This is a genomic window from Blautia luti, assembly GCF_033096465.1.
Classification (GTDB): Bacteria; Bacillota; Clostridia; order Lachnospirales; family Lachnospiraceae; genus Blautia_A; species Blautia_A luti.
Window position 1 is genome coordinate 2,691,254 of sequence record NZ_AP028156.1, and the last position, 24,251, is coordinate 2,715,504.

Consider the following 24,251-nt stretch of genomic DNA (forward strand, 5'->3'; position numbering starts at 1 on the left):
CCTTCTCTTATTTTAATTATTATCTGCGTGCATAGCGTTTCAGCATCGGCAGTACTTCGTTCAGAACTCCCAGGCAATAGTCAGCTTCTTCGAATGTATTCTCCTCTGAGAAACTGATACGTACAGTGTTCTCGATCTGTGCATTGCTCATTCCCATTGCGGAAAGTGTTGCGCTTGGTTTTCTCTTATGGCTGGAGCATGCGCTTCCTGCTGATACATAAATGTTTCTGTCCTCTAAGGTATGAAGCAGTACCTCGCTTCTGATCCCCAGAAAGCTGACGCTTAAGATATGTGGTGCGCCCTCTCTTACAGGCATTCCGTTGATCACTACGTCATCAATCTTTGAAAGTCCCTCTGCCATGCGTTCTTTCAGCTGGTAAAGATGTTCCACTTTCTCATCAAAATTCTGGTACATCATCTTAGCTGCAACGCCAAGTCCTGCGATTCCCGGTACATTGTCTGTTCCGGAACGCATACCGTTCTGCTGACCGCCGCCAAGGATGAGAGGCTGCACTTTTGCTTTGCTGTTGATGTACAGAAATCCTACGCCTTTCGGTCCGTGGATCTTATGTGAGCTGACTGACAGAAGATGAATGTTCCATTTCTTCGGATAAATGCGGTATTTGCCAAATGCCTGGATTGCATCTACATGGTACAGTGCCTTTGGGCATTTCTCCTGGATCATAGCTCCGATTTTCTCTACAGGCATGACTGCGCCAGTCTCATTATTTACCATCATTGTAGATACGAGGATGGTATCCGGTCTTAATGCTTTCTCCAGTGCATCAAGCTTTACAACGCCATGCGCATCTACAGGAAGAATGGTTACTTCAAATCCCTGTTCCTGAAGAAAAGCTACCGGCTGGCTGACTGCTGCATGTTCTACGGCAGTTGTGATGATATGATTACCGCTTCGTTTATTGGCAAGTGCACCGCCGATCAGAGCCAGATTATTAGACTCTGTTCCACCGGAAGTAAACAGGATTTCTTTGTCTGTTACTTTCAGTATCTGTGCCAGTGTTGTGGCAGATTCTTTGACATACCGTTCTGCATCTACGCCTTTCTGATGCATAGCAGATGGGTTTCCGAAATCTTCCATCATTGTTTTTACCACGATGTCCTTTACTTCTTCGAAGCAGCGGGTCGTGGCTGAATTATCAAAATATGCTTCCATTTTTATTCTCTCTTGTTCTATATATTATCATGATGTCTCTAAATCACTTTATTCTCTACAGCTTTAAACATAAAGCTAATCATCTTTGATAATAGAATCAAGTAATTTTGACCATCCTGAATATCTCATTTATTCATTCTCTAACTGGAACATCAAAACTGACAAAATCGCCAGTCCTGCTGTCTCTGTTCTGAGGATTCGTCTTCCAAGCGTAATCGCATGTGCACCTGCCTCCAGTGCCTTTGCCACCTCTTCTTCCTCGAATCCGCCTTCTGGTCCGATAAAGATGCCGATAGACTGTCCTGGTTTGATCTGGCTGAGGATTTCTCTGGTTTCTTTCATTCCTTTTGCAAGTTCATACGGGATCAGCTTTACATCCAACTGTTTTGCAAATTCCAGTGCCTGTTTGTAGGTCATTACCTCATGGATCTCCGGAATCAGCATTCGCTTGGACTGCTTTGCTGCGCTCTCTGCGATCTGTTGCCAGCGGGCTACTTTCTTTGACGCTTTCTTTGCATCCAGTTTTACTACGCATCTCTTTGTCTCTACCGGGATTACAGAATATGCTCCCAGTTCTACTGCTTTCTGGATGATCAATTCCATCTTGTCTGCTTTCGGCAGTCCCTGGAACAGATAGATCTTATTCGACAGTTCATATTCCGGTTCCTGGGCATAAAGGATATGAAGCAATACTTCATCCTCACCCAGTTCTTCAATCTGACAATGATACTCTTTATTTCCGCCATCACTGATCCAGACATCTTCACCGCATTTCATACGAAGAACATTCTTAATGTGATTTACATCTGTTCCATTGATGTGGATGCGATGTTCCTCTTCCTCAATCTGATAAGGTTCCACAAAAAAACGCTGCATAGGATCATTCCTTTCTTGCTGTTATGGAAACCCACTCGCCCTGATGTGTCACTTCTACGACTGTCAGACCTGCTGCTTTTACTGCCTCTACGACAACTTCTTCTTTCACATCAAGGATACCGGAAGTGATGTAATAAGCACCTTTCTTCATCTGGTTTACGATTACCGGAGTCAGCGGGATCAGAACGTCAGCAAGAATGTTTGCTGTTACGATATCATATTTCTCATATCCTGCCTGATCCTGGATTGCTTTATCATCAATGATGTTTCCGATCACCATATCAAAGCTTTCATCTGCGATCTGGTTTGCTTCTTTGTTCTCTGCAACTGCCGGAATTGCACATGGATCAAGATCTGTTCCCAGTACATGTTTTGCGCCAAGTTTCAGGGCAACAATGCCAAGGATACCGCTTCCGGTTCCTACATCAAGCATTTCTGTATTCGGTGTTACATATTTCTTTAACTGACGGATCACAAGCTGAGTCGTCTCATGCATACCTGTTCCGAATGCTGTACCCGGGTCAATGTGGAGGATCATTTTGTCCCTATCTTCTGTTTTTACTTTTTCCCATGATGGAATGATCAGGATATCGTCTACATAGAACTGGTGGAAATACTGTTTCCAGTTATTGATCCAGTCTTTGTCTTCTGTCTGGGATTCTTCGATGGTAGCTTCTCCGATGTCCATGAAATTCTTCAGATCATCTAATGCTTCGCGAACGTCTTTCAGGATTGCTTCTTTGTCTGCATCTTCTTCCAGATAGAAGTTCAGATACGCAATACCGTCATCTGAAGGCCCTTCTGGCATAATGTCTACAAACATCTGAGCTTTGTCTTCCTCTGTCAGAGGCTGTTTGTCCTGGATTTCTACGCCTTCAATACCGACTTCTGCAAGTGTGCTGATGACGATATCTTCTGCTTCTGTTTTCGTTTTTACTGTAAAACGGTTCCACTTCATATATTTGTCTCCATTTCTTTTTATTTTCTTATTTTATTTATTTTCTCAAAAAAATTTCGGAATACGCTGTGACGGTTTCCTGTATTGTAAAATCTCCATGCAAATTCCACAAGTGCCACCCCTGCAATGGCATCCACCAGATAATGCTGCTTCAGCACCTGAGTAGATATGATAATCAGTATCGCAAATATCAGGGAAAAAATCTGATACCATTTCGAAATCCTGTCTGAGTTGTTGACTCCCCTCCAGCTCAGCCAGCTCACATAACAGTGAATGGACGGAAAAAGATTCGAAGGGCTGTTTCCCCCATCCAGTGCATAGACCAACTTCAGTATCTGTTCTGACCATGTACTGCCGACAGTTTCCGGCCGTACATTTGTAGTCGGCAGTAAAAGAAAAATCACAAAGCATGCCAGATGTACCGTAAGGTCTGTAGCCACAAACCTGTAAAAGCCGTCTTTTCCTCTCTGTGCGGCCAGAATATAATTCACTGCCCAGAACGGAAATGCCAGAATATAAATCCAGACAAATCCCGGAATCAGCGGCACAGCTCTGTCGATACTCATGGTAAAGTCAAAATGATACCTGTCGACTGTCAGAAGGTCACTTCCCCAGTAGATCAGGCAGTTTAATACAAAAATACTAATCAGAGGCAGTATTGCCCATGTTGGGAGATATTTCTCCCGGAATGTTTGGAATTTCTCTTTTTTCGTCAAATACCTCTCCTTTGTATGCAAAATTTTTCCGTTACCTTTCAATATACACGACTGCACAAAAAAAGAAAAGAGGATAAACCTCTTTTCTTTAGTTTTCTTTTACTTTTTTGTTCTTCAGACAATTTGTCAGTCATTCTGAAGATCAATCTTCAAAAGTCTCTTTTAATTTGTCCATGAAGCTTTTTTTCTTCTTCTCGGTTTTCTCTGTTCCGTCGGAAGATTCTTTCGTGCGGTTGCCGCATGCTTCGTCAAATCTACGCAGTGCTTCTTTTGCTTCTTCGTTGAGATTTACAGGAACCTGAACAACGAAAGTTACATAGTGATCTCCACGTACATTCTTGTTTCTCAGTGATGGCACACCTTTTCCTTTCAGACGGATTCTTGTATCTGTCTGAGTTCCCGGTTTCACTTCATATTCCACTTCTCCGTCCACCGTATTGATACGTACAGTACCGCCCAGTGCAGCCTGCGCGTATGTAAGAGGCGCAGTAGAGAAGATATTCATATCCTGTCTCTGGAAAATCGGATGACGTGCAACATTTACCTCTACAAGCAGATCGCCTCTCGGTCCCCCGTTTGTGCCTGGCTCACCTTTCTCACGAATACGGATACTCTGACCATTGTCAATACCTGCTGGCACAGATACCTGTATCTTCTTTCTGGAAGATGTATATCCTGTTCCGCGGCATGAAGTACATTTATCCTTGATGATCTTACCTGTTCCGTGGCAGTCCGGACATGTCTGTACATTACGCACCATCCCAAACATTGACTGCTGCGTATATACAACCTGGCCTTCACCGTTACATTTCGGACAGGTTGTCGGGGAAGTACCTGGTTTCGCACCTGTTCCGTGGCAGGTAGTACATTCGTCTTTCAGTACGATTTCCAGTTCCTTTTCACAGCCAAAGACAGCTTCTTCAAAAGTAATATTTACACGTGCACGAAGGTTTGCTCCCTTCATCGGACCATTATTGGCGCGCCTGCTTCTGCCGCCGCCTCCAAATAAATCGCCGAAAATATCGCCGAAGATATCACCCATGTCAGCACCGTTGAAGTCAAAACCTCCAAAGCCGCCGCCAGCACCGCCACCACCGTTTTCAAATGCTGCATGGCCAAACTGGTCATACTGTCTTCTCTTATCCGGATCACTCAGGATGGTGTAAGCTTCTGTCGCTTCTTTAAATTTCGCTTCAGCCTCTTTATCACCCGGATTTACATCCGGGTGATACTTTTTGGCTAACTTACGATATGCTTTTTTAAGTGTTGCGTCATCGGCGCTTTTGTCCACGCCTAAGACTTCATAATAATCTCTCTTATCAGCCATGATTATTTATTCCTATGCTCTCAATTAAACTTCTTTGTAGTCAGCATCTACAACGTCATCGTTGCTGCTTCCTGTATTTGTGCTTCCTGCTGCGCCGCCGCCCATGTTCATATCAGGACCAGCCTGGCCGCCTGCCTGCTGTGTCTGCTCATACATCTTAGCGAACAGTTTCTGTGCACTTTCCATCATCTTCTCCTGAGCAGCTTTGATATCAGCTACCTGAGAGTCTGTCAGTTCTTCTGAATTTGCATTCTGAGCAAGTAAATCTTTCAGTGCATTCAGATCTGCTTCTACAGCAGCTTTATCGTTGGCATCAATCTTATCGCCAGCTTCTTTCAGTGCATTCTCAACCTGGAATACCATGGAATCAGCATTGTTTTTTGTATCGATTGCTTCTTTACGTTTCTTATCCTGTGCTTCGAATTCAGCAGCTTCTTTGACTGCTTTGTCGATGTCGGAATCAGACATGTTAGAACCAGCTGTGATTGTGATGTGCTGTTCTTTACCTGTTCCAAGATCCTTAGCGGATACATTTACAATACCGTTTGCATCGATATCGAATGTAACTTCGATCTGCGGAACACCACGACGTGCTGGCGGGATTCCATCCAGACGGAACTGACCAAGAGATTTGTTGTCTTTCGCAAACTGACGCTCACCCTGTACAACGTTGATATCTACTGCTGTCTGGTTGTCTGCTGCTGTTGAGAAAATCTGGCTCTTTCTTGTAGGAATAGTTGTGTTTCTCTCGATCAGTCTTGTTGCAATACCACCCATTGTCTCGATGGACAGTGACAGTGGTGTAACATCCAGAAGAAGGATATCGCCTGCGCCTGCATCACCAGCAAGTTTACCACCCTGGATAGAAGCACCAAGTGCTACACATTCATCCGGGTTCAGGTTCTTACTTGGCTCTTTGCCTGTTAACTGTCTTACTTTATCCTGTACAGCCGGGATACGGGAAGATCCACCAACCAGAAGTACCTGGCCAAGTTCAGATGCTGTGATACCTGCATCAGAAAGTGCACGACGTACCGGTTCAGCTGTCATTTCTACTAAGTCATGTGTTAATTCATCGAATTTAGCTCTTGTAAGGTTCATGTCGAAGTGTTTCGGGCCTTCTGCTGTAGCTGTAATGAATGGCAGGTTGATGTTTGTAGTTGTTGCGGAAGAAAGTTCCTTCTTAGCTTTCTCTGCAGCTTCTTTTAATCTCTGAAGTGCCATCTTATCGTTGCTTAAGTCAACACCTTCTGCTTTCTTGAACTCAGAAAGCATGTAGTCTGTAATCTTCTGGTCGAAGTCATCACCACCCAGACGGTTGTTACCAGCTGTAGAAAGAACCTCGATAACACCATCACCGATTTCAATGATAGATACATCGAATGTACCACCACCTAAGTCGTATACCATGATTTTCTGTTCTTTTTCATTATCAAGGCCATAAGCAAGAGCTGCTGCTGTAGGCTCGTTGATGATACGTTTTACTTCAAGGCCAGCGATCTTACCGGCATCTTTTGTTGCCTGACGCTGAGCATCGTTGAAGTATGCAGGAACTGTGATAACTGCTTCTGTAACTTTCTCACCGAGGTATCCTTCTGCATCTTTTTTCAGTTTCTGAAGAATCATAGCGGAAATTTCCTGTGGGGAATATTTCTTGTCGTCGATTGTTACACGGTAGTCAGTACCCATCTCTCTTTTAATGGAAGAGATTGTTCTCTCTGCGTTTGTTACTGCCTGACGTTTTGCAGGTTCACCTACAAGACGTTCTCCTGTTTTTGTGAAAGCGACAACAGATGGTGTTGTTCTTGCGCCTTCTGTATTTGCGATAACTGTTGGCTGTCCACCTTCCATTACGGCTACACAGCTGTTTGTTGTACCTAAGTCAATACCAATGATTTTTCCCATAATCTTGTTCCTCCTGTTTATTTTCAACTAGATTTGATATATTCTATATTTTCATGTAAATTAGTTGGCTACTTTTACCATACTGTGACGGACTACGAAATCCTTGTAAGTGTAGCCCTTCTGGAATTCTTCTACCACAATATTCTCACCGGCTTCTTCGTCCTCCACATGCATTACTGCGTTATGGAAGTTCGGATCAAATTCCTTACCGACTGCCTCGATTGGTTTCACACCCAGCTCATCCAATGTTGTGATCAGCTGTTTGTAGATCATCTTCATGCCATCCGCGAAAGAATCTCCTTCAGGTGCCTGTGCAAGGCCTCTTTCGAAGTTATCCACAACCGGGAGGATTTTCTCAACGATATCCTTGGCTCCGATGATGTACATGCTGGATTTCTCTTTCTCCGTTCTCTTACGGAAGTTATCGAACTCAGCCATGTTTCGTTTCAGTCTGTCTGTAAGTTCTTCGATCTGCTGTTCAAATTTATCTTTCTCTTTTTTCTTCTTGCCGAAGAAAGAAGTTTTTGATTTGCTTTCTTTTTTGTCATCCTGGGAAGCTTCTTCGTCTCCATCCTCTACTGGGATTTCCTCTGCTTCAGCTTCACCGTTCTCTACAACTTCAGGTTCATTCTCAACAATTTCTTCTGTTACAGGAGTCTCTGTTGTTTCTTCTTCCTGAGCTGTGTTCTTTGTTTCTTCTGACACTATCTATTACCGCCTTTCTAACTCTCTTTCTTAATCAGTTCGTCCAGCTGGACTTTCAAAGCCTTCAGGCTGTCAACTACATTTGCATAATCCATACGCTTCGGACCGATGATACCAATGGTACCATGCATTCCTTTTCCAAGTTCGTAAGTAGCTGTCACCACACTGCAGTCTTTCATGGTCTGCACCGGCATCTCATCACCAATGTACACCTGAATTCCTGTGTTCTCGGTATCAGACATTCTCTCTTTCACCAGGTCTACCAGATCCTGCTTCTCTTCAAATGCTGAAATCAACTCGCTCGCTTTGCTTGTGTCTGCAAGCTCCGGATACTTGAAAATGTTGGTTGCTCCTGAAGTATATATCTGCATATCGTCTTCGTCTACCTGGATGGTGTCTGCCACTGCATCAAGGACTGTGCCAACCACAGAGCCATGTACACCTGCCTGTTCTTTCAGGCGGGCGATCATTCCCAGGTTGATATCCTGAATGGGCACCCCATTTAAGTTGGTGTTAAGAAGAAGATTTAATTTCAGGATTGTCTGATCGTCCATCTCCTCATCCAGATTGATGATCTGGTTTCGGATGACATTGTTATCACTCACTACTACTGCTACAAGCTGAAGGGGTGTTACGCGGGAAAGCTGGATGAATTTAATCTTGCTTCCGCTGTACTGTGGAACAGAGATCATGGTTGCATAGTTGGTATTGGAGGCCAGTACCTTTGCTACCTGCTTCAGCATTTTATCCAGTTTGTCAGTTTTCTCTATCATGAGATCCTTGATTTCCTGAACCTCTGATTCCTTTTCTTTCATCAGCTCGTCTACGTAGAGGCGATAACCTTTATCAGAAGGAATTCTTCCGGCTGAGGTGTGGGGCTGTACGATATATCCCATATCTGTCAGGTCTGACATCTCATTCCGGATGGTGGCAGAGCTTACATTTAAATCTGCAAACTTGGAAATGGTCCGGGAACCCACCGGTTCGCCTGTTTCCATGTAGGTTTTGATGATGGCTTTTAGTATTTTCTTTTTACGATCATCTAATTCCTGATCCATGAAATTCCACTCCTTTACTGCCTTTGTTTTTTGGTTTGTTAGCACTCATGTTTCAGGAGTGCTAACACCTTATGCTCATAAGATAGCACTCTTGATTTGGTTTGTCAATATTATTTTGTGAATTTTTTGTTATTTTACAAACAATGGGAATTATTATTTATCCAGAGTATCCAGGTTCTTTTTCAGGTCGATCATTTTATCGCGGAGTTCGGCGGCTTGTTCGAAGTTGAGGTCTGCAGCTGCGGCGCGCATTTGTTTTTCTACCTGGGCGATGAGTTTGGTGAGTTCTTTGCGGGTCATGGACTCTGGGTCTTTCTGAAGTCGGACTTCAGTTTCGGCTACTGCTTTGGATACGGCGATGAGGTCGCGGACTGCTTTTTTGATAGTAGTCGGAGTGATTCCGTGTTCTTTGTTGTAGGCTTCCTGAATGGTTCGGCGGCGGTTGGTTTCGGTGATGGCTTTGTTCATGGAATCGGTCATATTGTCTGCGTACATGATTACGTGGCCTTCGCTGTTTCGTGCAGCTCGTCCGATGGTCTGGATGAGGGAGGTTTCAGAACGGAGGAAACCTTCTTTATCTGCATCCAGGATTGCTACCAGGGTGATTTCCGGGATGTCCAGGCCTTCTCGAAGGAGGTTGATTCCTACCAGTACATCAAAAACATCCAGACGCATATCCCGGATGATCCGGGCACGCTCTAAGGTATCGATATCAGAATGGAGATAGCGAACCCGTATTCCTACTTCTTTCATATATTCTGTCAGGTCTTCTGCCATTCGTTTGGTAAGAGTGGTGATCAGGATTTTGTGTTTCTTTGACACTTCTTTGTTTACTTCTCCGATCAGATCATCAATCTGGCCTTCAATGGGGCGGACTTCTACTTTCGGATCCAGAAGTCCGGTTGGACGGATGATCTGTTCTGCGCGGAGGAGTTCGTGATCATACTCATATTGTCCCGGAGTGGCGGATACAAACATTACCTGATCCAGTTTGGATTCAAATTCTTCGAAGCTTAAGGGGCGGTTGTCTTTGGCTGAAGGAAGCCGAAATCCGTAGTCTACCAGTGTCTGTTTCCGGCTCTGGTCACCGGCGTACATTCCTCCTACCTGAGAGACTGTAATATGAGATTCATCTATAATAAGTAAGAAGTCATCTCCAAAATAGTCCAGCAGTGTGTATGGCGGCTGTCCGGGCTTTAATCCTGACAGATGTCTGGAATAGTTTTCGATTCCTGAACAGAATCCTGTTTCTTTCATCATTTCAATGTCGAAATTGGTGCGTTCTGAGATTCGCTGAGCTTCCAGAAGCTTGTCTTCACTTTTGAAATACTCTACACGTTCTTTTAATTCTTCTTCTATGGCTACAGCTGCTCTCTGGATCTGTTCTGCTGGCACTACATAGTGGGATGCAGGAAAGATACTGATATGAGAACGCTGGCATTTGATTTCTCCTGTCAGTACATCAATTTCTGAAATACGGTCAATCTCATCTCCGAAAAATTCTACTCTCACAGCTGTATCGGAGCTATTGGCAGGGAAAATTTCCAAAGTATCTCCGCGGACACGGAAGGTGCTTCGGTGGAAGTCCATCTCATTTCTGGTATATTGAATGTCGATCAGTTCCCGGATCACCTCATCCCGGTCTTTGGTCATTCCCGGACGCAGGGAAATCATCATGTCAAAGAATTCCTGAGGGGAACCCAGTCCGTAGATACAGGAAACGGAGGAAATGACCACTACGTCTTTCCGCTCTGACATTGCGGCTGTGGCAGAGAGACGGAGTTTGTCAATTTCGTCATTGATGGAGGAATCTTTAGCAATATAGGTGTCTGAGGACGGGACATAAGCCTCCGGCTGATAGTAGTCATAATAGGAGACAAAATATTCCACTGCGTTCTCAGGGAAGAATTCTTTCATCTCTCCGTAAAGCTGTGCTGCCAGTGTTTTATTGTGCGCAAGTACCAAAGTTGGTTTGTTGAGCCGGGCAATGACATTCGCCATAGTGAAGGTCTTACCGGAACCTGTAACACCAAGCAAAGTCTCAAACTGGTTGCCTTCCTTGAAGCCCCTGACCAGTTTTTCGATTGCCTGAGGCTGGTCACCGGTGGGTTTGTATTCGGAGTGTAATTTGAAGATTTGTTGTGAATTTTGCACAAAAGCACCTCCTGATTTTTATATCAAAAAAGTTCATCTATCAGGCAGAAATTCGTCGAAGCGCATTTCCTGATTTTACCCGAATACACCTCTCGACGAATTTTGTTCACCACCTGACATTTTATAGACTGGTAAAAAGTAGTAAAACTAACGTGGACGAATTAACACTCAAATGTAAAAAATATTATATCATGGAAATTTGAAATTGTATATATGATGCGAACATTAGTTCTTTAAAAATTTATCTACATTTATCATTGTATCCAGAACAATTATCCCATCGTTTATCATACTTTATATGGTGTTGTTTTGTATTATTTAATCAATATATAGTATAAAAATCAATATCAAGATACTAAGAAACGAAATTTCAGACAAATGTATGAGCATATTACAGCAGACTCATTGTCATATCATATATGCAGCTTCTTCCTATAATTCAGAATCAGAAGATTTCTTGGGTTCTCCCAGCTTTAACAACGGATTATTTTGAATTGACTTGCTTACTTAATGTACATCGTTCGTTTGGCTCAGACCTGGGAGTATATAAGAGAATTTATGCCTACTATATGAATTTTAAGAAAATAGATATTAATGCAGCAAAGAATTTTTTAGAAGGAATCTATACTTCCGTAACTTTAGCTGAGCTTTCTTTAAGGTTATAGCTTAAGCTGCTTTTCGGGTATATTATAATTTCCACCAAAATGTCAGATTCATGACCTCATTGTGTTCTTTTTATATACAGACAGATTTTGTCATTTAATAAGGAAATCTTTCCTAAAATCATGATCTTTCTGTTTTTTTATTAGTATTTTTGTATAAAAAGTACCATTTTTCTATAAATCAGCCAGATGAATATTCGTAATCTGATTCATTACCTGCTCATATATTTTTCTGAAATTGTGTTATTTTATGTCATGATTCTGATACTTACTTCATGTTTCTTATTTCCGAAAGATCTCAGTTCCGATATAATTTCCATACAATATTTATGGAAGGAGAAAAAAGTTGAAACATATTAAGTTTATTGATAATCATGGAAGCTTTTGTATAAACAGACCGGAAAATACCAGTTATCTTTATTTTCCTCTTGCATCAGAAACAGGTCTGAAAAGCTCCGTCACACCAGATCTTGGAGGTGACAGCAAGATCAATCAGGACACCTTCCTGCTGGAACCAGTCAGTTCCGAAAATCTTCATAACAACCGTTCTTCCAGAAATTTCTGGATCGTAAAGGAAGGACATGCCCCTTATTCAACAACAGGTGCTTCCGCGCAGCAGGAGGCAGACCGTTTTACCAGTAGACAGGAAGACAGTGAACTGACCGCCGGATTTATGTGGCAGACTCTGAAAAGAACTTCCAGAGAACTTGGGCTCATCTCCACAGTTACTTCTTTTATCCCCAAAAGTGATAATGTGGAGATTATGTATGTGACGGTTGAAAACCAGACAGATACTGTACAGAAATTTACTGCATATGGTGCAATTCCTGTTTACGGAAGAAGTGCGGATAACATTCGTGATCATCGAAATGTCACTTCCATGCTCCATCGTATCGAGACAACAGAACATGGAATCGACGTCTGCCCCACCATGTCATTTGACGAGCGGGGACATCAGCCAAATCATAAAATCTATTATGTAAATGGCTGTTCCGGAAAAGGTGAAAGTCCGATTTCCTATTATCCGACTGTAGAAGATTTTATCGGAGAAGGCGGCACTTATACCCATCCACGTGCAGTATATGAAGGATATAAAGGACTTCCCGCACACAGTCTGGCAGCAGGAAAGGAAGCAATGGGTGCTTTCTGTTTCTCATCTTTCACACTGGCTCCCGGTGAAAAAACAGACTTTATTTTATTATCAGGTATTGCCGACAGTAAAGAAGAAATTGAAAATATTTTTGAAAAATACAATACTTCCGATAAAGTGAAAAATGCACTGGAAGAAACCAGAATTTACTGGAAAAAACAGGTAAACGTTGACTTCCACACACAGGATCCTGACTTTGACAGTTATATGAAATGGGTAAGTTTTCAGCCATTCCTGCGCCGTTTATTTGGCTGTTCTTTCCTTCCTCATCATGATTACGGACGCGGTGGACGCGGATGGCGTGATCTGTGGCAGGATTGCCTTTCTCTTCTGCTGATGAATCCTCAGAATGTAGGTGCCATGATTAAAAAGAATTATGGCGGCGTACGTATTGATGGTACAAATGCTACTATTATCGGAGACGGTGACGGCAATTTTATCGCTGACAGAAACGGAATCGCACGTGTATGGATGGATCATGCACTCTGGCCGCTAATCACGACCAGTCTTTATATTAATCAGACCGGAGATATAGAGATCCTTAAGAAACAGGTTCCTTATTTTAAAGATGCACAAACCATGCGCGGCACAGAAATTGATACTCTCTGGAATGACGCATATGGAAATAAACAGCGCACCGAAGACGGTCAGGTATATACCGGAAGTGTTCTGGAGCACATTCTGATCCAGCAGCTTGCCGCTTTTTATGATGTAGGTGTTCATAATATTTACCGTCTCCGCGGAGCTGACTGGAACGATGCCCTGGATATGGCAGCAGAAAATGGTGAAAGTGTTGCCTTTACCTGTGCTTATGCGGGCAATCTCCATACTCTTGCTTCCATATTACGCCTTATGGAATCTACAGGCGAAACCAGTATCCCGCTGTCAGAGGAAATTGAAATCCTGCTGAATGACCAGACAGATATGTTTGACAGTGTATCTGAAAAGAAAAAGGTTCTTACTGAATATGCCAAAAGCTGCAGGCATAACCTGAGCGGCAGAAAGAAAAACTTCTCTCTCTCCACACTTGCTGCCAACCTGATCCAGAAATCCAACTGGCTGACAGATCATATCCGTTCACAGGAATGGATTGATGGCAAAGACAGCGAAGAAGGATGGTATAACAGCTATTACGATAATCATGGAGAGGCAGTGGAAGGTTTCCACCATGAACAGGTGCGTATGATGCTCACAGGCCAGGTTTTCTCTATTATGGGAAATGTTGCCACTGATGCGCAGATCAGAAAAATCGTAAAAAGCGCAGATCATTATCTTTACAGAAAAGAAATTGGCGGTTACCGCCTGAACACAGATTTTCAGGAACTGAAGTTTGATATGGGACGTATGTTCGGTTTCGCTTATGGCGAAAAAGAAAACGGTGCTGTTTTCTCTCATATGGCAGTTATGTATGCAAATGCCTTATATCAGAGAGGCTTTGCAAAAGAAGGCTGGAAAGCATTGCGTTCTCTGTCTGATACAGCTCTCGACTTTGATACCAGCCATATTTACCCAGGAATTCCTGAATATTTCCGTTCAGACGGACGTGGCATGTATCATTATCTGACAGGTGCTGCAAGCTGGTATCTTTTTACCATGATCACAGAGGTCTTTGGTGTCCGTGGAGTTTCCGGAAACCTTCTGATTCATCCAAAACTTCTGGCAGAACAGTTCGATGAATCAGGAACTGCTTCTGTCTCTGTTACTTTTGCAGGAAAACAGTTCCATGTTACCTACCGAAATACAGACAGAAAAGATTATGGTTCTTATCATATCGCCGCTGCGGACTGCGACAAAACAGCAATAGAAATCGCAGAAGATTCCCATATTATGATCTCCAGAGAATTTATTAACAACCTCTCTTCTGATCTTCATGAAATTACAGTGACACTTGCCTGAAAACAATAGCTGCTCAGCCTCCATAAAAGCAGGCGACAGGCAGTTATAAATATTGTTCTGACAGAAGGGATTTACTATATGAAATACGGATATTTTGACAATGAAAACCGAGAATACGTGATTACTAATCCGGCAACACCTGCACCATGGGTAAACTATCTGGGTTCCCCGGAGTACGGTGCAATCATTTCCAATAATGCAGGAGGCTACAGTTTTGCAAAATCCGGTGCAAACGGACGTATCCTGCGCTATGTTTTTAATAACTTTGACCAGCCGGGACGTTACATTTACATTCGCGATGACAGATCATCAGACTTCTGGTCTGCATCCTGGCAGCCTGTAGGCAAAGATCTGGCTCAGTATAAGAGCGAATGCCGTCACGGAATCGGTTATACAAAAATTTCTGCCGACTACAGCGATATTCACTCAGAAGCCCTTTACTATGTTCCTCTTGGAAAAAGTTATGAAGTATGGGCATTATCTGTGACCAATCATTCTGATCACGAAAGGAACCTGACTCTCAGCGGATATGCAGAGTTTACCAACCACAGCAATTACGAACAGGATCAGGTTAATTTACAGTACTCTCTTTTTATTTCTCGTACACTGTTCGAAGGAAACAGAATTACTCAGCAGATTCATGGAAATCTTGATGCAATTCCTGAAAATGAGAAAGTAGATGGGAAAAATGTGACAGAACGTTTCTTTGGACTTGCAGGTGCTGAGGTTTCTTCTTACTGTGGGGACAAAAATGAATTTCTCGGAAGTTACCATGGATATGGAAACCCTGAAGGTATTGTCTGTGGTGATCTTGGTGATAAGACAAGCTATAATGAAAACTCCTGTGGTGCTCTCTCCTGCAAAATAACTCTTAAAGCAGGTGAAACCAGAACAATTGCTTTTCTTCTTGGAATGAAACCGTCATCTGAAGCTGCTGAAGTAATCAGATGTTACGAAAATCCGGCTCCAACTGTAGCAGAAGAACTGGAAGCATTAAAAGCTGACTGGAACAGTAAGCTTGATAATCTTAAAGTCAGCACTCCAAGTCCGGAATTTGATACTATGATTAATACCTGGAACGCATACAACTGTTTTATGACTTTCATCTGGTCCCGTGCAGCTTCCTTCATTTACTGTGGACTCAGAAATGGATACGGATACAGAGATACTGTACAGGATATTCAGGGAATCATCCATCTGGCACCGAAAATGGCACTGGAAAAGATTCGTTTCATGTTGTCTGCGCAGGTAAATAACGGTGGCGGACTCCCTCTTGTCAAGTTTACTCACACACCTGGAAAAGAAGATACTCCGGATGATGCTTCTTATGTACAGGAAACCGGCCATCCGGCTTACCGTGCAGATGATGCATTATGGCTTTTCCCAACTGTATATAAATATATTTCAGAAACCGGAAACACTGCTTTTCTTGATGAAGTGATTCCTTTTGCCAACAAAGATGAAGCTACTGTATATGAACATCTGAAACGTGCGGTTGCTTTCTCTCTTAATCACCTTGGACCTCATGGAATGCCCGCCGGACTTTATGCAGACTGGAATGACTGTCTCCGTCTGGGTGCAAACGGAGAATCTTCTTTTGTTGCTTTACAGTTCTATTATGCAATGACAATCCTGAAAATCTTTGCCGAATACAAAAAAGATACAAAATATGTACAGTATCTTGAAGAGACTCAGAAAGCATTTGGTGAAAAAGTTCAGGAACTGTGCTGGGATAACGACCGCTTCGTACGTGGTTATACAGAATCAGGAGAAAGAATCGGTGAAGCTGCTGCTCCTGAAGCAAATATGTGGCTGAATCCTCAGAGCTGGGCTGTCATCAGTGGTCTTGCCAGCCCTGAACAGGGAGACGCTGCACTGAACAATGTATACGAACGTCTAAACACAGAATATGGTGCGATCCTTATGGATCCACCTTATCATGCGCATGCTTTCGATGGTGCACTGGCAGTTATCTATAATCAGGGTACCAAAGAAAACTCCGGTATTTTCTCCCAATCCCAGGGCTGGCTGATTCTTGCTGAGGCACTCCGCGGTCATGGAGAACGTGCTTTTACCTATTTTATGGAAAATTCTCCTGCTGCGCAGAATGACTGTGCCGAAATCCGTCGTCTTGAACCATACTGCTATGGTCAGTTTACAGAGGGAAAAGCAAGCAAACACTTTGGACGCTCTCATGTTCACTGGCTGACAGGAACTGCTTCTACTGTAATGGTAGGATGTGTGGAAGGTATCCTCGGACTTCGCCCTGATCTTGAAGGACTTCGACTGTCTCCTTCTGTGCCAAAAAGCTGGAAACACTTTGAGATTGAGAAAGTTTTCCGTGAAAAACAGCTTCATATCTCTGTAGAAAATCCAGACGAAAAAGAATCTGGCTGCTGCAGTCTGGTTCTTAACGGACAGAAATTAGCAGATAATTATATCCCTGAAAAACTTCTTCAGGATAAGAACGAAGTCATATTAACTCTTTAATCCCCCGATATTACCAGATGAAAATAAGCGGCCGGCTTACAGAAAATTTATATTTCCTGTAAGCTAGCCGCCTGTTTTACTTATCTTAATATTTTGATTAATCCTGTTCTTTTTTCAGTTCCGACTCTGATGCGACACAAAGTTCTTTTTCTATATCCCAGTGTATCATATAATGTTCATCCCTGTATTTGCCCGGTGTCATTCCCGTAACTTCCCTAAACTGCTGGATGAAATGACTCTGGGAAGAAAAGGAAAGACGGTTTGCAATCTCAATGATCGAATAATCACTGTACTGCAAAAGATTTTTCGCCATTTCTATCTTCTGTCTGCGGATATAGGCACTGACCGATATTCCTGTTTCTTTTTTAAATAATCTGGAGAGATAGCTCGCAGATACTCCAAGTGAATCTGCAAGATCTTCTATTGTAATTCGTTCTTTGATATGAGAATAAATGTATTCTTTACTTGCGTTGATATGTTTAGAATAAGTGTTGTCTCTGAAATATCTGCGCATTTTTTCAGTATAATCCATCACCATCTCATCATGAAGGCTCTGAACCTCTTCTACTGTATGAATGCCATCCAGCTTTTGAATATAAAAATCACTCAAGTGAAATGCCTGTTCCATCTCCATTCCATTTTGTTTACAGAGTCTGGTTATCATTGCGGTAGTGATAACAAAATGATATTTCATATTTGTGACCGCATTCTTTGACAGTACTCCCACACCATCACACTCTGTAAATCTCTGCTGTTCACAATTCTTCTTAACAGCTTTTATATCTCCACTTGCAACTGCACGATAGAACAATAATTCCTCTATCGGTTCTCTGTGCTCAATTTCATCAAACTCATCTTCTGCCTCAAAAAGAAGCCATTCGTTCTGATAACTCATATGTCTCTCCTACGCCAATGCCAGCAAATATTATTGTTCACTCCGCCTGCTCAAAACCCCACAAATAGTCTTCTCAACTTTTTCTGCATCAACAGGTTTTGCAATATGTCCGTTCATTCCTTTTGCCAGTGCCTTTTTTCTGTCTTCCTCAAAGGCATTGGCTGTCATGGCTATGATCGGAATAGTGGCTTTGTCTTTATCTGACAGTCCGCGGATCATCTCAGTTGCCCTGTAGCCGTCCATGTTCGGCATCTGGATATCCATAAGGATCAGGTCATAGGTGCCTGCCGGTTTCTGTTCTATCCTTGACACACATTGAACTCCATCCTCAACACGGTCAACTATAAGTCCCATATCCTCCAGGATAAACTCTGCGATTTCCGCATTCAGATCATTATCCTCTGCAAGCAAAATATGTTTTCCGCTGATCCTGGTTTCATCCATATCTGAAAATTTTTCCGTAGCCCGTTCATAGTAACTCTTATCAGCAATCCTGTATTCCAGGGTAACTGTAAATTTACTTCCTTCTCCCTGCTTACTTTCTACTTCAATAGTTCCGTACATCATATCAATATACTTCTTTATGATCGGCATTCCCAGACCTGTTCCCGCAATCTTTCCGTCTGTTGTATTTCGTTCCCTGGCAAAAGCCTCAAAGAGAGATGGAAGGAATTCTTCGCTCATTCCGATACCTGTATCAATTACCTGAGTCCGTATCCGCACATAGTCTTTCCTGTCACAGTCAAGCTCTGTGATCCTTATGGTAACTCTTCCCCCTGAAGCTGTATATTTTACCGCATTACTGATCAGATTGAGGAAAATTTCCTTGTTCTTCGTCTCATCGCAGATTACGTGCTCATGCTTGACATCGTATTCCATCTTAAGGTGAATACATTTTTTCTCCGCTTCCGCCTGGAAAATTTTGTAAATTCCCTGATAAATATCTCTGATCTTCACATAATCCTCATCCAGTTCCACCTTACCGCTTTCGATCCGGGCCATGTCCAGCACATTATTGATAATAGACAGAAGCAGATTTCCGGACTGTTCCATCTTCTCCTGATAATCCAGAAGTTTCGGATCAGTCAGTTCCCTTTTTATCAGCTCACTGTATCCCAGCAGGGCATTCATGGGTGTCCGGATATCGTGAGACATATTGAAAAGGAAATCTGATTTGGCGGCATTGGCCTTTTCTGCCTGAATCTGGGCTTTTCTCGCTTGTATCAGCAGATAAACTATAATCCATACAATAATCAAGACCACACTTACAAACCAAATGGAGACTACCCACATATTATCCTTTATGTATTCTGCCAGAGTAACCTTGCCCGGTGCGTTTTCATATACGCAAAACTGACTGGAAAGTCTGGAATCAGGCAGAGTCTGAATGGTTTTGTTCAGGATATTCATTAATGTTGTATTGTCCCTGGCGACTGCAAAGCAGGAAGCGCCGGATTTCGTAAGAAAAATACTGCGCATTTTGCTATCTGCCATTGTCTTTAATGCCTGTCCTGCCTTCATAACAAAACAGTCTGCCTCACCGCTGTGAACTGCCTTCTCAACCTCATCGGATGAATCATATTCCTTTATTTTCCAGAATGGATAATTAAAAGAAATATACCACTTTCCCAGCAGGTTATTCCTGCTCACTGCTACTGTATTCTCTTTATTTTCATCAAACGTCTTAACACCGGTGAGTACTGCAACATTAATTTCAAAAACAGTATTTGACAATATAACATCGTTTTGCTCAGCTTCATATGGATTCTGATTCATATGAAAAATCATATCAATCCTGCTATCCTTTAATGCCTGCAGCTCTTCCACCTGGGAATCAAAGCCTGTCAACTGAAATTCTATGTTTTTTTCTCCCAGACAGCCAGAAGCCAGACTAATATAATCGTTAATAATTCCTACCGGTTTCTCTGACTCCGTATCCACAAGGCTGATACCCACATCATTTTTCAGATATCCAATCCGGACCGCCCCATGCTGTTCCAGCCAGTTCTGTTCCTCATCCGTAAGAGTTTCAAGGGAATTTGCGGAGAGATACCTTTTATAAAGATCGTCTGTATAAAAAGGATTCTCCCTCTCTATCTTCTGCATTACCTGATCCAGCTCTTCTTTCAAATCCGGGCGTTTTTTGCTGACTGCAAAATAATTATAGGAGCCACCAATCAGAATAGCTGGTGAAATGTTGTCTCTTTCCCACTGCGGAGATTCATTCAAAACAAACCCATCAATTTCATGATTTTTCAATTTCTGACGGACATCGTCTGCACCGGTAATATCAACCTGCTGCGTGTTCACTCCATGGCTTTTCTCCCACTCATGGAACATTTCGGCAGGAAGTGCATTCGGCAGCATACCGATTCTTTTTCCATTTAATGTAGTCAGATCTGAAGTGGAGATATCTGTATTAGAAGTATCCACATACAGGTAATATTTATCCTCTCCCATAGGCAATTCTGAAAAAAGCATGGAAGTGGAACGTTCCTCTGTATAGGAAATGTCTCCCAGCAGATCGATCTGTCCATTTTTCAGCATACTCATCAGTTCTGCCCAGCTTCCCTCCACATATTCATATTTCCATCCGGTATGCGCAGCTACTGCCTGCTGGTATTCGTAGCTGTAGCCTCTCCTCTGACCGTCTGGTCCTGTGGTATTATAAGTTCCCTCATACCAGCCTACCCTGACAACCTTAGATCTGTCCTCCTGTGCTGATACAGGAATGGGAAGTAATATCATAATACATAAAATAAGACATAATAAAATGCAGCCATACCCTTGTACATTTATCTTAAACTTTTTCATATGTTTCTCCGAACAGTATTTTATTTTCAGCCAGTGTACCTGACGATATTTTTCATTATACATTTATTACAGGTAAATGTCTATTTTTCTCTTTCTGATTATATAATAAAAGACAAAAACACCTCCTGGAATATTACCGTTAGGCGTACCACGAAAAAAGCAGAGGGAAAGATACGACAAAAAGCAATTTCTTTCGAAATTGCTTTTTGCACGCGAAGTATTAAGGTTACTATTTATTGCATGGGGAACATGAGAGGCATTAGGAAGATGGTCATTATGGCAAGTATAATTGCTAAAGGTGTTCCACACTTTAAATAGTCTTTCAGTTTATATCCGCCTGGTTCGATAATCATGATCTGGCAGGGAGCTGCCATTGGAGTCATGATGGAAATACAGCTTGCTGTAAGAACGCCTACTACTGCTGCTCTTGGATCTACGCCTATTTTTATACAGGCAGAAGTTACCAGAGGGATAAAGATTGTCAGAGTCGCAAGGTTTGACATTACCTGCGTAAGGATAAACGGGATCATGAAGAAAACCGCCATGATCACGTATGTATTTGTATTATTTCCAATGATTTTGATCATCAGGTCTGCAACCACTTCACCGGCACCGGTTACTTTGATCGCATCGGATAATGCAAGCACACCGGCAAACAGGAAAATTGTTGGCATGTGGATGGATTCCAATGCTTCTTTCTCAGAAAGTACACCGGTAAGTACCAGGAGTACTGCACCAATACATGCGATCAGATACATATCAACCCCTATCACATTTTCCAGCAGCATCAGACCAATACTTCCCAGAATGATGACCATGGCTATTTTTTCTTTTAAAGGGCTTAATTTTGAATCTGCAGTGTTCTGATGAACATGATCCGAAAAACTGTTGTTATCAATGTCCGGCATTAATTTGTATCCGACAAAAACCATATAAGCAATGGCAACTGCCAGAAGTGGGATTCTTGCAATTGTGAAATCCCATACGTGTAATGTTTTTGTTGCTCCTGCTTTTAACATTACATCATTCCATGTCATGTTGCTGGCGCCCTGGCCAAGGAATGTCATGGTTGTTGCAATATTGGCACATGCCATTGCCGGATAGAGAAGTTTACTCCGGCTGGTACCAATATCATTGGCAATTCCAACAAGAAGTGGAATCATAATAGCGGCCGTTGCCGTTGCACTTGTTACTGCGCCCAGAAAAGAAGCTGCCAGACAAGATAAAAAAATCAGCATTCTTGGATTATCTTTGTAACGTACTACCAGATTCTGAGCCTTATCGATCAGGCTTGTCTTTGTAAGGCCGGCTCCGATCACAAACATAGCTACAAACATAACAACATTTGTATTTATAAATCCACTGAAAGCCTCTGCCGGTGTCATAACTCCTGTCATAATAAGAGCAAGAATAATTCCTGATGCGATTACTGAGAATGGGATTTTTCCTGTCATAAATGCAACCAGCGTTGCAAGTAAGATGATCAAGGTAATTTCTAATGGTGTCATAGCTTCCTCCAATACCGTTTGGTGTCGTATAATATGATAATACGTCAGAGAAAGCCGAAAGTACAGTTCCATATTCTCAATTTATCTTGCATCAGACTCAATATTGGGTTATGTAGATTATTGGATTGCTTCTGTCATAATGTTTTTCAATGTTTCAATTTCTTTTGTCAGAACAGTGTCTTTCATATACACCAGATCCAGGTCTGTATACATAGGTTTTTCCCCTATGGAAAGAGGCAGGATCTGCTCCGCGAAAACGTTGTTAAAAATCATATGATCCAGTGTGATCATAACCCCATGATTGTATGCAACGCAGGCTAAACCAGTTCTTGTTCCGCTTATCTGATATACAATATTGGGCTCAGCTTCCGCTTTTGCATAAACTTCATCTGCCATTTTCCGAAACAGGGAACCCGGAAGAAGCATTACATTTTCTTCTACGGCACATTGTTTCAGGTTGATCCATGGATAAGAAAACTCCATCTTTTTTTCTGTCTTTTCTAGCAGTGAGTGATCTTTTCTTACAGCCATTACGATCTGACATAACTTGACTTTTCTGTATTCTAAATCAGTTTCCTTTTTGTCTGTGGTTACAAGAGCTACATCTATCTTTTGATTTTTTATCATACTGATCAGCTGATCTTTGGAGTATTCCTGAAGAATTACTTTCATTTTGGGGTAATGTTTCTGAAATTCAGGAATGACTGTACGCAGGGTAACATCAGAAAAGGAAGGCTGTACACCAAGACAGATGATGTTATTATTTAAATTAGCCAGATGCTTCATCTGCTGATCCATTTCATTTTGGATCCGTTCAATTTCCTCACATTTTCGGACATAATATTGTCCGGCATCTGTAAGCACGAACTTTTTGCCAAGTCTGCGAAATAATCTGATATTCATTTCTTCTTCCCTTGCCTGCACAAATTTACTTAGTGCGGATGGTGTAATATATAACTTTTCTGCTGCCCTTGTGATTCCGCCACACCGGGCCACTTCCAGAATATACTGTATATTTTTATCCATATCTGCTGCCTCCCTTTAGCCAAACAATATTTTCAGTGTTTTTTCCAATTTTTCTCTATCCCCTGCTCACCATTGTATTGCAGGATTCGAACAGTAACACCCCGTAAAACAAAATGGCTGCTATAATTGAAACTTTGATTCGTTAAATACCAAAAAAGCGATTCACAGACCATATATGGGAGAAAAATCTGTGAGTCGCCTTTTCTTTTTCATCTTAGAGATGTTTATCTTTTTTTATTTTTGAAACAATAAAGGAGAAATTTTTATCATCGTCCGTACCAAAGTTTTCATGTTCTTTTTTCCTCATGGTACGGTTTTTAATTTTGTAAGACTGAAATGCATTATTTATTTCAGCCCAGAATGTTTTTAAGGAGACTCCCTTTGCCTTATCATATTTAGATGGATATAAAACATATAGCAGAAGGGTTAGAAGTACGCCAAAGCCTGTGTCCAGGATACGCGCGATTGTGTATAGTAAAACCCTTTCCTTTCCGACAGTAAACATAACAACAAAGTAAATCACAATTCCGGGCTGAATTGCAGAGTCTGCGCCCAGTGCGAAGTTGCACCAGAGTACAAGACAAACCCCTGCAACAAGCCATACCCAGCCAGGTATCCCAAAGGGCTGACTGATATACAGCTTATAAAAAGGGATCACCAGAAGACCACCAACCAAAGTCCCTATCACACGGTTGATCCCATTATGAAAACCCTCTTCAAACTGGCTTCCCACCCCATATACTGCACCAATCAATGCAAAACAGGGATTTCGTCCTTCCAAAGGATATTCATAAATAATAGAAGTAATTAATACTACCAGAGCAGTACGCCACATACGTTCTGTAAGACGTGGTGATTTAAAGTTTTTCAGAGGCGTCAGCTTCCACTTATTTTTCACTTCTGCTCTGTCCAGCATTTCCTGTGGTCCCATAATGTT

The 24,251-nt window shown here is 42.1% G+C and carries 16 protein-coding genes; 2 read left to right on the top strand and 14 right to left on the bottom strand.

Annotated features, from left to right (window positions below; genetic code table 11):
- Nucleotides 1-19 precede the first annotated feature (19 nt).
- From R8695_RS12465 to uvrB, 9 genes are all read right to left on the bottom strand, one after another.
- Nucleotides 20-1,174, bottom strand: coding sequence for a cysteine desulfurase family protein (locus R8695_RS12465; protein ID WP_154780212.1), 1,155 nt, complete (start codon nt 1,172-1,174; stop codon nt 20-22).
- Nucleotides 1,175-1,303: 129 nt separating this feature from the next.
- Nucleotides 1,304-2,050 (bottom strand): 16S rRNA (uracil(1498)-N(3))-methyltransferase, encoded by a 747-nt coding sequence (locus tag R8695_RS12470; protein ID WP_118508289.1) that lies wholly within the window; start codon nt 2,048-2,050, stop codon nt 1,304-1,306.
- Nucleotides 2,051-2,054: 4 nt separating this feature from the next.
- Nucleotides 2,055-3,008, bottom strand: coding sequence for a 50S ribosomal protein L11 methyltransferase (gene prmA / locus R8695_RS12475; protein WP_154780211.1), 954 nt, complete (start codon nt 3,006-3,008; stop codon nt 2,055-2,057).
- Nucleotides 3,009-3,028: 20 nt separating this feature from the next.
- Nucleotides 3,029-3,724 carry a phosphatase PAP2 family protein gene (locus R8695_RS12480; RefSeq protein ID WP_243139504.1) on the bottom strand — a complete coding sequence of 232 codons (696 nt, stop codon included), beginning with the start codon at nt 3,722-3,724 and terminating at the stop codon, nt 3,029-3,031.
- 142 nt (nt 3,725-3,866) lie between these two features.
- Nucleotides 3,867-5,051, bottom strand: a complete 1,185-nt coding sequence (gene dnaJ, locus R8695_RS12485; RefSeq protein WP_118508287.1) for a molecular chaperone DnaJ — start codon at nt 5,049-5,051, stop codon at nt 3,867-3,869.
- Nucleotides 5,052-5,075: 24 nt separating this feature from the next.
- Entirely contained in the window at nt 5,076-6,956 is a 1,881-nt protein-coding gene (gene dnaK, locus R8695_RS12490; protein ID WP_118508286.1) for a molecular chaperone DnaK, read from the bottom strand.
- A 60-nt stretch (nt 6,957-7,016) separates the two neighbouring features.
- Nucleotides 7,017-7,661, bottom strand: a complete 645-nt coding sequence (grpE, locus tag R8695_RS12495) for a nucleotide exchange factor GrpE (RefSeq protein ID WP_167829756.1) — start codon at nt 7,659-7,661, stop codon at nt 7,017-7,019.
- A 17-nt stretch (nt 7,662-7,678) separates the two neighbouring features.
- On the bottom strand, nt 7,679-8,719 hold the full coding sequence (gene hrcA, locus R8695_RS12500; protein WP_008707388.1) for a heat-inducible transcriptional repressor HrcA: 1,041 nt from the start codon (nt 8,717-8,719) through the stop codon (nt 7,679-7,681).
- A gap of 153 nt (nt 8,720-8,872) precedes the next feature.
- The gene (gene uvrB, locus R8695_RS12505; protein ID WP_167829755.1) at nt 8,873-10,873 is read right to left on the bottom strand and encodes an excinuclease ABC subunit UvrB; all 2,001 of its coding nucleotides are present in this window, start codon (nt 10,871-10,873) and stop codon (nt 8,873-8,875) included.
- Nucleotides 10,874-11,881: 1,008 nt separating this feature from the next.
- Between uvrB and R8695_RS12510 the strand changes: the two genes are divergently transcribed.
- Together R8695_RS12510 and R8695_RS12515 are read left to right on the top strand one after the other, a co-directional pair.
- Entirely contained in the window at nt 11,882-14,581 is a 2,700-nt protein-coding gene (locus R8695_RS12510; protein ID WP_154780209.1) for a GH36-type glycosyl hydrolase domain-containing protein, read from the top strand.
- A gap of 78 nt (nt 14,582-14,659) precedes the next feature.
- The gene (locus R8695_RS12515; protein WP_154780208.1) at nt 14,660-17,071 is read left to right on the top strand and encodes a glycoside hydrolase family 94 protein; all 2,412 of its coding nucleotides are present in this window, start codon (nt 14,660-14,662) and stop codon (nt 17,069-17,071) included.
- Nucleotides 17,072-17,168: 97 nt separating this feature from the next.
- Here R8695_RS12515 and R8695_RS12520 read toward each other — a convergent pair whose 3' ends face one another.
- From R8695_RS12520 to R8695_RS12540, 5 genes are all read right to left on the bottom strand, one after another.
- Nucleotides 17,169-17,966: a helix-turn-helix domain-containing protein gene (locus R8695_RS12520; protein ID WP_154780207.1), complete on the bottom strand. Its 798-nt coding sequence runs from the start codon at nt 17,964-17,966 to the stop codon at nt 17,169-17,171.
- Between the two features lie 30 nt (nt 17,967-17,996).
- The gene (locus R8695_RS12525) at nt 17,997-20,780 is read right to left on the bottom strand and encodes an ATP-binding protein (protein WP_154780206.1); all 2,784 of its coding nucleotides are present in this window, start codon (nt 20,778-20,780) and stop codon (nt 17,997-17,999) included.
- Between the two features lie 233 nt (nt 20,781-21,013).
- Entirely contained in the window at nt 21,014-22,288 is a 1,275-nt protein-coding gene (locus R8695_RS12530) for an SLC13 family permease (protein WP_118508280.1), read from the bottom strand.
- A gap of 117 nt (nt 22,289-22,405) precedes the next feature.
- Complete coding sequence (locus R8695_RS12535; protein ID WP_154780205.1) at nt 22,406-23,314, bottom strand: LysR family transcriptional regulator; 909 nt, start codon at nt 23,312-23,314, stop codon at nt 22,406-22,408.
- A 214-nt stretch (nt 23,315-23,528) separates the two neighbouring features.
- The gene (locus R8695_RS12540; RefSeq protein WP_154780204.1) at nt 23,529-24,245 is read right to left on the bottom strand and encodes an FUSC family protein; all 717 of its coding nucleotides are present in this window, start codon (nt 24,243-24,245) and stop codon (nt 23,529-23,531) included.
- Nucleotides 24,246-24,251: the final 6 nt, after the last annotated feature.

What these genes read in the sequence shown, in the direction of transcription:
- R8695_RS12465 (WP_154780212.1), bottom strand. Translation starts at nt 1,174, where the DNA reads ATGGAAGCATATTTTGATAATTCAGCCACGACCCGCTGCTTCGAAGAA.
- R8695_RS12470 (WP_118508289.1), bottom strand. Translation starts at nt 2,050, where the DNA reads ATGCAGCGTTTTTTTGTGGAACCTTATCAGATTGAGGAAGAGGAACAT.
- prmA (WP_154780211.1), bottom strand. Translation starts at nt 3,008, where the DNA reads ATGAAGTGGAACCGTTTTACAGTAAAAACGAAAACAGAAGCAGAAGAT.
- dnaJ (WP_118508287.1), bottom strand. Translation starts at nt 5,051, where the DNA reads ATGGCTGATAAGAGAGATTATTATGAAGTCTTAGGCGTGGACAAAAGC.
- dnaK (WP_118508286.1), bottom strand. Translation starts at nt 6,956, where the DNA reads ATGGGAAAAATCATTGGTATTGACTTAGGTACAACAAACAGCTGTGTA.
- hrcA (WP_008707388.1), bottom strand. Translation starts at nt 8,719, where the DNA reads ATGGATCAGGAATTAGATGATCGTAAAAAGAAAATACTAAAAGCCATC.
- R8695_RS12515 (WP_154780208.1), top strand. Translation starts at nt 14,660, where the DNA reads ATGAAATACGGATATTTTGACAATGAAAACCGAGAATACGTGATTACT.
- R8695_RS12520 (WP_154780207.1), bottom strand. Translation starts at nt 17,966, where the DNA reads ATGAGTTATCAGAACGAATGGCTTCTTTTTGAGGCAGAAGATGAGTTT.
- R8695_RS12525 (WP_154780206.1), bottom strand. Translation starts at nt 20,780, where the DNA reads ATGAAAAAGTTTAAGATAAATGTACAAGGGTATGGCTGCATTTTATTA.
- R8695_RS12530 (WP_118508280.1), bottom strand. Translation starts at nt 22,288, where the DNA reads ATGACACCATTAGAAATTACCTTGATCATCTTACTTGCAACGCTGGTT.
- R8695_RS12535 (WP_154780205.1), bottom strand. Translation starts at nt 23,314, where the DNA reads ATGGATAAAAATATACAGTATATTCTGGAAGTGGCCCGGTGTGGCGGA.
- R8695_RS12540 (WP_154780204.1), bottom strand. Translation starts at nt 24,245, where the DNA reads ATGGGACCACAGGAAATGCTGGACAGAGCAGAAGTGAAAAATAAGTGG.